The organism is Massilia sp. MS-15 (assembly GCF_020176695.1).
GTDB classification, from domain to species: domain Bacteria; phylum Pseudomonadota; class Gammaproteobacteria; order Burkholderiales; family Burkholderiaceae_D; genus Telluria; species Telluria hydrophila.
This window is the reverse complement of the sequence record NZ_JAIWIA010000050.1, coordinates 1-12,679: the sequence shown is the minus strand read 5'-3', so window position 1 is coordinate 12,679 and position 12,679 is coordinate 1. Positions and strand designations below refer to the sequence as shown.

The window sequence follows — 12,679 nt, the reverse complement described above, 5'->3', positions numbered from 1 at the left end:
CCCGTAGCGCCCTTTCCCCGCTCGCAACGAGCCACCTCCGACACCGCCCGCCGCCCGCGCAGGCGGTTCTGCAACGCTTGCCTTCCTGTCTCGCAGGCAATTGAACCACATCAACAATTGCACAAAACCAAAATGCTACTTTGAAACACCTTCTGGTTGGAAACAGTCACAGTTTAGAAACGGAAAGCACATGCTCAAACGCGCCGTCGTACTTGCCTGTAGTGCGGTCTTGGCCGGCTGTGGAACCCAGCCGGCCGCCATCTCTCCCACGCATGTCAATCGTCCCGCGCATCCGCAGGGAGCGATCCCCGAGCCGGTGCGGCAAAGCCGGGTCTTGCCCCCGCCCGCGCCCATCAAGAAAGCGGAAACCTACAGCGTGACCGTGTACCGTCTGCCGGTCCAGTCGCTGCTGTTCGCCCTGGCGCGCGACGCCAGGATCAACATCGACGTCCATCCCGGCATCGAGGGCGAGGTCACCCTCAACGCGCTCGACCAGACCCTGCCCCAGATCCTGGAGCGCATCAGCAAGCAGGTCGACCTGCGCTATTCCCTCAACGGCCAGAACCTGGTCGTCATGCCCGACACGCCTTTCCTGCGCACCTACCGGATCGACTACGTGAACGTGGCGCGCAGCACGGAAACGAAGGTGAGCATCGCCACCAATATCTCCACCCCGGGCACGCTCGGCAATGCCATGGGCGGCGCCGGCGGTGGCGGTGGCGCAGGTGGCGGCACCGGCGCTGGCGCGGGCATGGGCATGGGTGGCAGCGGCGACAACAACTCCACCACCACCGTCACCAACACCTCGACCAACCACTTCTGGGAGCAGCTCGAAAAGAACGTGCGCGACATCCTGGACGAACCGGAACGCGCACGGGCCGCCACCCGTCCCGCCGCGCCCGTGGAGCCGAACGCGGCCGCACCGGCTTCCACGCCGCCGCCCGCGGCCGAGAAGGCGGACAAGGGCCGCCAGAGCGCCGTCATCGCCAATCCCGCCAACGGCCTGCTGGCGGTGCGGGCCACCGCGCGCCAGCACGACCGGGTGCAGGAATTCCTCGACCTGCTGCTCTCGAGCGCCAGGCGCCAGGTGCTGGTCGAAGCCACGGTGGTGGAAGTCCAGCTGAACGACAATTACCAGCAAGGCATCAAGTGGGACAGCCTGCGCCTCGGCGCGGAAGGGACCAATGTCTTCATCGGCTCGCCCAACCTGCCGACCGGCACCTTCCCGACGAGCGGCCCGGACGGGATGCTGGCGATTAACTACCTGAATCCGACTTCGCGCCTCGGCAACCTCGCCGTCAGCCTCAAGCTGCTGGAATCCTTCGGCAAGGTCCGGGTGCTGTCGAGCCCGAAGATCAGTGTCCTCAACAACCAGACGGCGATGCTGAAGGTGGTGGACAACCACGTCTACTTTACCGTCGCCTCGTCCATCACGAGCGGCACCGCCGGCTCCCCCAGCCTGGCCACCTACACCTCGACGCTGCATACGGTGCCGGTCGGTTTCGTGATGAGCCTGACGCCCCAGATCTCGGCCGCGGGCGAAGTCACCTTCAACGTCCGGCCCAGCATTTCGCGCATCGTCGGCTTCGTCGAGGACCCCGCGCCCGCCCTAGCCGGCTCCGGCGTCAAGAACCGGATTCCCGAGATCCAGACGCGCGAAATGGAATCGGTCATGAAGGTAAGCAGCGGCCAGATCGCCGTCATGGGCGGCCTGATGCAGGACACGGTCAACAAGCTGCGCGACGAGATCCCCATCGCGAGCCGGATTCCGCTGCTGGGCAACCTGATCACGGCCAGGAACGAGACCACCACCAAGTCCGAGCTGGTGATCTTCATGCGCCCGGTCGTGATCCGCGACGCCAGCATCGAGGGCGACTACAAGGACTACCGTTATCTGTTGCCGAAGGGGGCAAGGCCGGACCGCGACGCATTCACCGGCGTGGACGACGCCCGTGGCACCGCCGTTTCCGGGATGGAGGAATCGTGAGCAGCTTACTGATGCAGGCCCTGCAGGACGCCGAACAGGCACGCAACCCCGGCCGCGGCGGCGCGCCGGCCGATCCGGACCGCGCGGACCTGCGGCGCGCACCGAACGACGCCGCCGTGGCCGATGCCGGGGCCGATGCCGGGGTGAATGCGCATTATGCGCGCGAAATGACGCTGGAGCCCTTGAACTTCATGGAAGCGGTCCCGGTGGCCAGCGCGGCCGAGCGCGGCGACGATACCTGCTTCGCCGAGTCGGTGCCGGATGCCCCGCTGCCGACCGTGCACCCCGGCAGTGTGCCGGCCTCGGCCGGCCCGTGGCAGCTCCCGCCCGTGGCGCGCAACGACCTGGTGCTCGACGCCACGCGCCTGGAGCGTTCCGGAGGACGCAGCGCGCCGGACGAGCTCGCCGAGCCCGACACCTACGGCAGCGCCGCCGCCCGCCCGGGCCCGGACCAGGATCCGGACCTGGAGCAGCCGGCCAGGCTGGCGCCATCGAGGGAGAACACGGAGCAGGCCGGCACCGACCTGCCCCGCCTGTCCGGCGACGACAGCCCATCCTACCTCCAGGCGCCAGCGCGTCCGGCCGGCGCGGCGCGCTCGACGTCGCGCCGGCTGGTGCTGGTGGCGGGCATCGGCGCCGTCACGCTCGCCCTGGCCGGCGTGTTCGGCTATATCTACATGCAGTTGGGCACGGATGCTTCCGCCCCCGACACACTGGCCCAGGCGCCGGCGCCGGCGCCGCTGCCGATGCCGCCGGGCGCCGGCGCAGCCAATCCGGGCGAACCGGCAGCCGGTGCCACCGCTTCACCGGGTGCCGGGGGCGAGGCCCGGACCGCGGACCCCGTCGCTGCCACTCCCTCGCCCGTCCAGCCCGTCCAGGCCAGCCAGCCCAGTCAGGCCAGCGCGCCGGACCAGCATCCGCGCCTGCTTCCCAGCGCGCCGGCGGCACCGGCGCCGGCGCAAGCACTGCCGGACGGCGAACGCATCGACATCCGGCGCGGCAGCGCCAGCAGCGCCGGCACCAACCTGCAGGCCGCCTACCGCGCCTGGCAGCAGGGCGACAACGCCAATGCCCGGCAGCTGTACCAGAAAGTGCTGGGCAGCGACCAGAACAACCGCGACGCCCTGCTCGGCCTGGCCGCGCTGGCGCTGGCGGAAGGCAAGGAAGCCCAGGCGCTGGCCCTCAACCGGCAACTGCTGGCGCTCGATCCGCTCGATGGCGACGCGCATGCCGCCCTGAGCGGGCTGCGCCAGGACGAAGCCGGCAGCGCGGAAAGCCGGCTCAAGCGGGTGCTGGCGCACGACCCGCAGTCGGCGCCGGCCCTGTTCGCACTGGGTAACGTGTATGCCGGGCAGATGCGCTGGGCCGAGGCGCAGGATGCCTACTTCCGGGCTTTCCACAACAACGCCCGCAATCCGGACTACGCGATGAATTTGGCGATCAGCCTGGACCGGCTGGGCCAGAGCCGCGCCGCGCTCGACTTCTACCAGCGCGCGCTCGCACTGGCCGCAAGCGGCCGCGCCAGCTTCACGCACGAACAGGCCAGCGCGCGCATCACCGAACTGCAGGCCGCCGCCGCGGACCAATGACGGGCAACTGCCACCGCAAGGAGTAGCGAGCAACCATGTCGGACAAGACCAAACTGCCGCTGGGCCAGACCCTGATCAAGAACGGCATGATCAGCGAGGACCAGCTGCGCATCGCCCTGACGGAACAGAAGCGCAATCCGCAGCCGCTCGGCAAGCTGCTGGTCGAGCTCGGCTTCGTGACCGAGGCCACGGTGCGCGAGGCCCTCAGCGCCAACCTGAGCCAGCAGAGCGCCGACCTGTCCAACATGGTGGTCGATGCCGGCGCGCTCAAGCTGATCCGCAAGGACGTCGCCAAGCGCTACCACATCTTCCCGCTCGTCTACGACCGCGCCCAGCGCGCGCTCACGCTGGCCATGGCCGATACCAGCAACATCATCGCGCTCGACCACATCCGCGCGATGCTGGGCAAGGACGGCAGCGTGGTCCCGGTGCTGGCCAGCCACTCGGACATCGCGCGCGCGATCGACCAGTACTACGGCTTCGAGATGTCGATCGACGGCATCCTGCACGAGATCGAAACCGGCGAGGTCGACTACCGGCAGATGCAGAACGTGTCGGACGAGTACAGCCAGCCGCTGGTGCGCCTGATGGATGCGATCCTGGCCGACGCGGTGCAGCAGAACGCCTCCGACATCCACTTCGAGCCGGAACAGTCCTTCCTGCGCATCCGCTACCGGATCGACGGCATCCTGCACCAGATCCGCAGCCTGCACAAAAGCTACTGGCCGGCGATGGCGGTGCGCCTGAAAATCATGAGCAACATGAACATCGCGGAAAACCGCGCGCCCCAGGATGGACGCATCTCGATCCGCTTTTCAGGCCGCCAGATCGACTTCCGCGCCGCCGCCCAGCCCACCACCCACGGCGAGAATATCGTGCTGCGCGTGCTGGACCGCCAGAAGGGCATCGTCCCGATCGATGGCCTCGGCCTGGGTGAACAGGAGCTGGCCCTGCTCAAGCTGATGATCGCCCGCCCCGACGGCGTGATCCTGGTGACCGGGCCCACCGGCAGCGGCAAGACCACCACCCTGTACTCGATCCTGAACCACATCAACGACGAGAGCGTCAACATCATGACGCTCGAGGATCCGGTCGAGTACCCGATGGCGATGATCCGGCAGACCTCGGTCAACGAATCGGCCAAGCTCGGTTTTGCCAACGGCATCCGTTCGATGATGCGGCAGGACCCGGACATCATCCTGGTGGGCGAGATCCGCGACGCCGAGACGGCCGAGATGGCGTTCTCGGCCGCCATGACCGGGCACCAGGTGTACAGCACGCTGCACACGAATTCCGCGATCGGCGCGGTGGCGCGCCTGCTCGACATCGGCATCCTGCCCGACATCATGGCCGGCAACATCATCGGGATCATCGCCCAGCGCCTGGTGCGCAAGCTGTGCCCGCACTGCAAGCGGCCGGTGATCGCCAGCGCCCTCGAGCGCCGCCTGCTCGGCCTGCCCGACAGCGCGCCGGCGGTCACGCTGTACCGCTCGCGCGGCTGCGAACACTGCAGCCACCGCGGCTACAAGGGACGCCTGGCCATCATCGAGCTGCTCAAGCTGAACGACGAGCTGGACGAGCTGATCGGCCGCCGGGCCACCGCGCGCGAACTGAAACGGGCGGCGCTCGCGGCCGGCTTCCAGTCGCTGCTGGCCGATGGCCTGCGCCGCGTGCGCGAAGGCGTCACTTCGATCGACGAGGTGGCGCGCGTGGTCGACATGACGGGCGGGGTGCACTGATGCCCCTGTTCGCCTACCAGTCGATGAACCCGGAGGGCAAGCTGGTGCGCGGCAGGCTGCGCGCGGCCAACCTGGCCGACCTCGAAGTGCGCCTGCGCCGCATCGAGCTCGACCTGGTCGACGGCTCGCCCCAGGAGCGCGGCAAGTTCAGCCTCGGCTTCGGCAAGGTCAAGCGCAAGGACCTGATCAACTTCTGCTTCCACCTCGAGCAGCTCACCAGCGCCGGCGTGCCGCTGCTGGAGGGACTGGGCGACCTGCGCGACGGCGCCACCAATCCCAGCTTCAAGGAAACGGTGGCCGACATCATCGAATCGATCGAGGGCGGCATGCAGCTCTCGGCCGCGCTGGAGCAGCATGACGACGTCTTCAACCAGACCTTCAGCAGCCTGATCCGGGCCGGCGAGCACAGCGGTACCCTGCCCCAGGTGTTCCGGCACCTGACCGAGACCCTGAAGTGGCAGGACGAGCTGGCCTCGCACACCAAGAAGATCATCATGTACCCGGCCATGGTCGGCACCGTGGTGCTGGGGGTGATGGTGTTCCTGATGATGTACCTGGTGCCGCAGCTGACCGTGTTCATCCAGAACATGGGACAGGAACTGCCGCTGCACACGCGCCTCCTGATCTTCGTGTCGACCATCTTCGTCAACTACTGGCCGCTGCTGCTGGCGCTGCCCATCGGGACCCTGGTCGCCGCCATCGTCGCCATCCGGACCAGCGCGATGGCGCGCTACCACTACGACCAGTACCTGCTGCGCGTATGGCTGATCGGGCCGATCCTGCACAAGATCATCCTGGCCCGCTTCACCACCTTCTTCGCCATCATGTACGGCTCCGGCATCACGGTGCTCGAATGCCTGCGCCTGTCGGAGCAGATCGCCAACAACAGCTTCGTCGGGGCCGGCGTGCACCGCGCGACCCAGCTGATCTCGGAAGGCAACAACATCACCGATGCCTTCGACCAGATCCGGATCTTCCCGCCGCTGGTGATCCGGATGCTGAAGGTCGGCGAATCGACCGGTGCCCTGGAAAGCGCCCTGCGCAACGCCGCCTATTTCTACGACCGGGAAGTCAAGGAGCAGATCGGCAAGCTGCAGACCATCATCGAGCCGGCCATGACCGTGGTCCTCGGCCTGCTGCTCGGCTGGATCATGCTGTCCGTGCTCGGCCCGATCTACGACACCATCAGCAAGATCAAGACCTGACCAACGCGAGGCCGCCACCGTGCCCAAGCACCTTCTTTACCTGAGCGACTGGGAAATGCATGCCTACCTGTACGACAAGGAAGGCCTGTCGCCCGTGCGCGATTTCTACGACAGCCCGGCGGGACGGGCGGCGTTCGGCCGCTATCTCGAGGAACACGCGGGCCTGCCGACCTACCTGCTGGTGGACCTGAGCGAGGAGAACTTCCAGCAGGAGACCCTGCCCCACGTGATGCCGAAGGCGCGGCGCGCCATGATCGAACGCCGCCTTGGCCAGCTCTACCGCGATACGCCTTACCGGCGCGCCGAAGTCACCGGCCGCCAGGCCGACGGGCGCAAGGACGACTACATCCTGTTCAGTGCCCTGACCAATCCGGCCGCCACCTCCGGCTGGCTGCGCGTGCTGCAGGACAAGCGGGTGCCGCTGGCCGGCATGTATTCGCTGGCGCTGATGGGCAAGCTGCTGCGCAAGGGACTGCGCCTGCCTGCGACCCCGCTGCTCTTGATCACCCACCAGTCGAGCGGCATCCGCCAGAGCTACTTCGAGCACGGCCACCTGGTGTTCAGCCGCCTCGCGCCCTGGTACGACAACGGCCTGGAGGGCTTTGCCGACACCGTGTTGCACGACGTCGAGCAGACCCGCGAATACCTCGCCACCGCGCGTCTGCTGGCGCGCGAAGAGCGGCTGGACGTGGCCGTCGTCGCCGCCCGCGCCTGCCTGGCGCCGCTGCAGGCCCGGTGCAAGGATACGACGGAAGCCCAGTACCGCCTGATCGACATTGCCGAAGCCGCCGGTACGCTGGGACTGGGCAAGTCGGTGCTGCCCACTGTCTGCGACACCCTGTTTGTCGCGCTGTTGGCCGGTCAGCCTCCTGCCCGGCATTACGAGACATTCGAACAGAACCGCATCTACGACATGCTGCGCTGGCGCCTGGCGTTGCAGGCGCTGGCCGGCGGAACCGTCGCGGTCGGGCTGGCCTGGGCCGGACTGAATGCGGACGCGAGCTGGCACCATTACCGCCGGATCGAGGCGCTGAATGCCGAGACCACACGCATCACCCTGGACTACAACGCCGTCCTGCGCAGCATGCCCAGGACCGAAGTGAGCGCACGCGACATGAAGGCGGCGGTCGAGATCGGCAAAATGCTCAGGCAGAACGTGACGTCGATGGAACCGGCGCTGACGCACCTGAGCCGGGCATTGGCGGCCATCCCCGGTTTGACGATCGACCAGCTCCACTGGAAGCTGCGCGCGCCACATGCGACTGCCGCCACTGACCCTTCCGGCCAGCCGCAGGTGAATGCCGCCACCCTCGGCGTGCCGCATCCGTCAGACCAGGTAGTCACGATCGAGGGCAAGGTCCTGCCCTTCGCAGGCGACTACCGCGCCGCGCTGGCGGAAGTCGACCGCCTGGTGGACCTGCTCGAGCAGCACCCGCGGCACGACATCAAGGTAACGCGCCTGCCAATCGACATCTCGCCAATGGCCACGCTGGCAGGTCAGGCCAGCGCAACGCCAACCGATCAACCGGCAGTGTTTGCCATCGAACTTGTCTGGAAGCCATGAGCATGGAGGCCAAACAAACACTCAGGAAGCCCGAGGCGCCGAAGCCAGCTGCCAAGCTGCGCTCGTCCCGCTCGTTTTTCCGCAATGACTTTCCCATCATCCAGGATGCGACGATCACCCTGATGCTCGGCCTTGTTCTCGGCGGCGGCGCCGTCTATGGGAGCCTGGAGCTGTGCAACCGGTGGCAGCAAATGGAAGAACTCAGAGAATCCGAGCGGCGCGAGGCGCAGGCCAGGCTCGACGAGGCCATCGTGGAACGGCGCGAAATCCTCACCTACCAGCCGCTGTTCGAGCAGATGAAACACGATGGACTGATCGGCGAGGAAACCCGGCTCGACCTGGTGGAAGGACTACGGCAGACCCGGGACCAGAAAAAACTGCTGTCCCTGACCTATACCGTGTCGCCCCAGAAGTCGCTGGCCGTCGCCCCCTCTGTCTTGACCGGATCGATGGAGCTGCGCGGGAGCCAGCTGGACCTGAAAATGCCACTGCTGCATGAACGGGACCTGCTCAGCCTGCTGGGTGAACTGAAAGGAAACGGCATCTTCGCGCCCGAGTCCTGCAGGCTCACGCGGCGTGAGATCGCACGCTCGGAACCGATGGCCGCCCGGCTGCAGGCCGACTGTTCGGTCTTCCTGCTCACCATTGGCCGGCGCGTCGGCGCCAGCCCCGTTTCAACGCCACTGATTGGGGGCTAGACCATGCGTACCCTGCCATTCATCTTCGCGCTCTTCTGCGCTGCCCCGGCCAGTGCCCAAACCGGGCTGGACCGCCTGTTTCTGACGCCGGCCGAACGCTACGACCTGGAGCGGATCCGGCAACAGGGAGTCGGCGCGAGCATCGAGCGCCCCGAGACCGAGACCCTGGAGCAGATTACGCTCGACGGCTATGTGCGCAACAGCCGCGGCAAGGCCACCGCCTGGTTCAACCAGGAGCGCAGCGGCGCACGCCATGTTCCCGCGCCATTGCAGGGCCTTCACCAAGGCCAGCGCGAGCCTGTGCACGTGCCTTTCCTGCGCGACGGGCATCGCATCCACCTCAAGGTCGGGCAGATCTATGACCTCACCAGCAATACCGTTCGTGAAAGCTACCAGGCAGTGCCCCAGCACGCTGTAAGTAACCGTTGAGCCAACCATGAACATGGTGCCGCGCCCAGCATTCTCTCGATCACGCGTCAAACGCGAGCGCGGCGCCGCGTTCCTGACACTGCTGGCATTGGTCTCCCTTGCCGCGATGACGGTGCTGATCAGTATGTTGCATGGCGCCCATCCTGCAGCCGCGCGCAGCGACGAGACCATGCGCGTCCTGGCCCAGGCGAAGCAAGCGCTGCTCGACTGGGCGGTCAGCAACGACACTTTGCCAGGACAATTGCCTTGCCCGGAAGACCTGTCGCTGATTGGCACGGCCGAGGAAGGAACGGCGATGGACACGTGCACGCTGCCAGCGATCGGCAGGCTGCCGTGGCGCACCCTGGGCTTGCCGGACTTGCGCGACGCCAACCGGGACAAACTCTGGTACGCGCTGTCGCCCGGCTTTCGCAGTGCGCCCATCAATAGCGCAACCCAGGCCCGGCTGTCCGTGGACGGCGTCCCGAACAGCGCGGTGGCCATCGTGCTTTCTCCTGGTGCAGCGCTGCCCGGACAGGCACGCCCTGGCGGCATCCCGATGATTGCCAATTACCTGGAAGCGCTGAACAGCTCGGGCACCGACGCCTTCACTACGCGCGCAACCGGTTCGTTCAACGACATCCTGTTGCTGCTGACAGGACGGGACCTCATGCGAACCGTCGAGGCAAGGGTGCATAACGAAATTGGACTGCGCTTGCGGGCCTACTTCCAGCAGAATTTCTATTTCCCGTATGCCGCGGCTGCGGACGACGGCGCATGCAAGGACCGCCTGGCCAGCGGCCGGCTGCCCCTCGATGCCGGCAACTGTACCCATCCGGCGTTTCCCGCCACCCTGCCCGCTGCGCTTCCTGCCTTCCCCCTCTGGTTTGGCGCCAACAACTGGACCGCCCACATCAGCTACCAGGTTGCTGCCGGCTGCGTGCAATCCACACCGGGCACGGCGGGGACGGATGGCGTGGCGGACTGCGGTGGCACTGGCCGGCTTACCGTGGGAAGCAATGCAGCAGTCAAGGCAAGTATCGCAACCCCCAATCGCCTTCCTTATACCCTGCAATAACCATAGACAATGGACGAGCGCGACATGAGAAAACAACAGGGCTTTTCATTGATCGAGCTGGCCATCGTATTCATCCTCATGACACTTGCGATCGGTGGCATGCTGCGCCCGCTGTCGAGCGAGATCGAGCGCTACAACATCGTCGAAACAGACAAGCAGCTAAAGCAGATCAAGGAAGCGCTGCTCGGCTACGTGGCAGCCAACCGGCGCCTGCCCTGCCCGGCCAGCGCGACTTCTGCTGGAAAGGAAAGTTTTGCCAGCGGTGGCTCGGCCGTCAATGGCAACTGCAACAGCTTCGCGGGTTTCCTGCCGGCGGCAACGCTCGGTGTGATGCCGGCCGATGCGGCCGGGTTTGCGCTGGACGCGTGGGGAACGACGCATAACCGCATCAGGTACGCCGTCTACGGCGGGACGATCAACGGGGTGTCCAATCCCTTCACCAGGACCGATGGCCTGAGGAGCGCCACCATGGCCAGTGTGGCATCGGCAACGCGCCTGCTGGTGGTATGCGCCGCCGTCAGCGCGAGCGGTGCCTCCAGCTGCACCGGCAGCAGTCTCACCGATATGGCGCCGTTCGTCGTGTTTTCCCTCGGGGGGAATGCGAGTTCCAACCCGGGCGGTGCCAGCGCTGCTGAAGGCTCGAACCTGAACAGCGACCACGTATTCGTGGCCGCCCCTGTGAACCGTACCCAGGGCAATGTGTTTGACGATCAGCTTGCCTGGGAATCCCCCCACACGCTGTTCAGCCGCATGCTGGCCGCAGGCAACCTGCCCTGATATCCCATGATACCTTGCGCCGCCAAGCCTGACTCGACCGCGTGCGCGAGCGCTGCGGACCGGCCGGCCTCGATCCTGCTGGTCGAGGATGATCCTGCCCTGGCCGGCTTGCTCCGTGGCGTGCTCGCATTGCACGGCCTCACCGTGATGCATGCCTACAATGGCGCCGACAGCCTCAATCTCCTGCACGCGAACCCGGCAATCGAAGTCGTTCTGCTCGACCTCGGGCTGCCGCCATTTCCTTACCAGATCTCGGAAGGGATCGGCACGCTCAAGACGATTCATTCCGAAACCCTGCCAGTCAAGGTGATCGTGCTAACCGGCCAGAACGAAGAAGAAGCCGCCCTGGAAGCGATCCGCGAGGGAGCGTTCGATTTCCTGGCCAAGCCGGCTCCCGCGGGGAAGATCCTCGATGCCATCGATCGCTGCCTACTGTTCCTGCGCAAGGAGCAAAGGCTCGAACAGCAGGGCGTCACGCGGATTGCGATCAACGCGCAGCTGGGCGAGGGTCTCAAGGGCGTGCGCGACAGTGCCGAAGGACGGCTGGTCCGGCAAGTGCTCCGCGAAACCGGCTTCAACGTCTATCAGAGCGCGAAACGGCTCGGCGTGAAGCGCGAGAACGTTTATTACTTGATGAAGAAATACGGTCTCGCGCGTGATGATTGAGCCGAGCTATCCCGCCTACCTGATCGTGGCTGGCACGACCATTGCCATGGTGCTGTTTTACCTATGGCGCCGCGCAGTGGGCGTCAACCGCAGCAGCCTGGCGTTGATACGCTTGAATGAAGAGCTCGGCTTCGACACCCCCGACTTCCTGCGCAAGGCCTGGCCCCTGCTGCGCAATGCCGGTCTGGCCGGGCTGGCGTGGCAGCTGGACTGGTTCGGCGTCGCTGTCTCCGAACGGCACGGCAGGACCAGCAAGCATTGCGTCACGCGGGTGTTAAGCATCGGCGAGATGCGGCTCGACGTCAGCGTGTACAGCCGGCATAACTGGGGTGAAGGACGCTACTTTGATCGGTGCGTAACAGAGACTTTCCTGTTGATGTTGCGCGCCGACATGTGGATCAAGGCCGGGGCTACGGATAAAGCGTTCAGCCAGATGGCGAAGCTGACCCTGTTCCTCCAGCACGACATGAAGAACATCGCACAGTTCATCCAGCTGATGGGAGACCAGCTGGAGCACGTACGTACCGGCCAGGAACAGCAGGTGCTCGACTATCTGTGTGCGACGGTGCCGCTCATTCGCAGGCGGGCCGATCGCATTGTTCACCTCCTTACACACTCCGCAGGACGCGATTCAGCCTCGACCTGCAGCATCCGTGACGAAATCCTGGCCTTGTGCCAGCTGCACCGGCTTCCCTGTACGGTCGCGGGCGACGCAGTCTTGCGATCCCCCAGCCAGGACCTGATCACGGCGCTCGACAACATCCTGAAGAACTACCGCGACCATACGACAAGACCACCACTCGAGGTGCGCATCGCGAAGGACGAACGGATGGCGACGGTAACAATTGCTTCTAATCAAACGTTGGCAGCGATCAAACTGGAACGCTTGTTCGAGCCCTTCTGGAGTACCGATCCAAATGGACTTGGTATTGGGCTTTATCAGTCCAAGCAGTTGCTCGAGCGTATAG

General features: G+C 65.8%; 11 protein-coding genes. All 11 read left to right on the top strand.

Annotation, left to right across the window (positions count from 1 at the left end):
* The first annotated feature begins 190 nt into the window (after nucleotides 1–190).
* Entirely contained in the window at nucleotides 191–1,987 is a 1,797-nt protein-coding gene (mshL, locus tag LCI23_RS17950) for a pilus (MSHA type) biogenesis protein MshL (RefSeq protein WP_224947819.1), read from the top strand.
* Nucleotides 1,984–3,576 (top strand): lipopolysaccharide assembly protein LapB, encoded by a 1,593-nt coding sequence (locus LCI23_RS17945; protein WP_224947818.1) that lies wholly within the window; start codon nucleotides 1,984–1,986, stop codon nucleotides 3,574–3,576. The genes mshL and LCI23_RS17945 overlap by 4 nt, the downstream gene beginning before the upstream one ends.
* Before the next feature lie 35 nt (nucleotides 3,577–3,611).
* The gene (locus LCI23_RS17940; RefSeq protein WP_224947817.1) at nucleotides 3,612–5,315 is read left to right on the top strand and encodes a GspE/PulE family protein; all 1,704 of its coding nucleotides are present in this window, start codon (nucleotides 3,612–3,614) and stop codon (nucleotides 5,313–5,315) included.
* Nucleotides 5,315–6,520, top strand: a complete 1,206-nt coding sequence (locus LCI23_RS17935) for a type II secretion system F family protein (RefSeq protein ID WP_224947816.1) — start codon at nucleotides 5,315–5,317, stop codon at nucleotides 6,518–6,520. The genes LCI23_RS17940 and LCI23_RS17935 overlap by 1 nt, the downstream gene beginning before the upstream one ends.
* Before the next feature lie 19 nt (nucleotides 6,521–6,539).
* Nucleotides 6,540–8,084, top strand: coding sequence for a hypothetical protein (locus LCI23_RS17930; protein ID WP_224947815.1), 1,545 nt, complete (start codon nucleotides 6,540–6,542; stop codon nucleotides 8,082–8,084).
* Entirely contained in the window at nucleotides 8,081–8,782 is a 702-nt protein-coding gene (locus LCI23_RS17925) for a hypothetical protein (RefSeq protein WP_224947814.1), read from the top strand. Before LCI23_RS17930 ends, LCI23_RS17925 begins: the two co-directional genes overlap by 4 nt.
* 3 nt (nucleotides 8,783–8,785) lie before the next feature.
* Entirely contained in the window at nucleotides 8,786–9,211 is a 426-nt protein-coding gene (locus LCI23_RS17920) for a hypothetical protein (protein WP_224947813.1), read from the top strand.
* 7 nt (nucleotides 9,212–9,218) lie between these two features.
* Nucleotides 9,219–10,268 carry a hypothetical protein gene (locus tag LCI23_RS17915; RefSeq protein WP_224947812.1) on the top strand — a complete coding sequence of 350 codons (1,050 nt, stop codon included), beginning with the start codon at nucleotides 9,219–9,221 and terminating at the stop codon, nucleotides 10,266–10,268.
* 9 nt (nucleotides 10,269–10,277) lie between these two features.
* On the top strand, nucleotides 10,278–11,045 hold the full coding sequence (locus LCI23_RS17910) for a type II secretion system protein (protein WP_224947811.1): 768 nt from the start codon (nucleotides 10,278–10,280) through the stop codon (nucleotides 11,043–11,045).
* Between the two features lie 6 nt (nucleotides 11,046–11,051).
* Entirely contained in the window at nucleotides 11,052–11,711 is a 660-nt protein-coding gene (locus LCI23_RS17905) for a response regulator (RefSeq protein WP_224947810.1), read from the top strand.
* Nucleotides 11,704–12,679, top strand: a 976-nt coding sequence (locus tag LCI23_RS17900) for a sensor histidine kinase (protein ID WP_374041189.1), incomplete at its 3' end; no start/stop codon positions are given. The genes LCI23_RS17905 and LCI23_RS17900, both read left to right, overlap by 8 nt.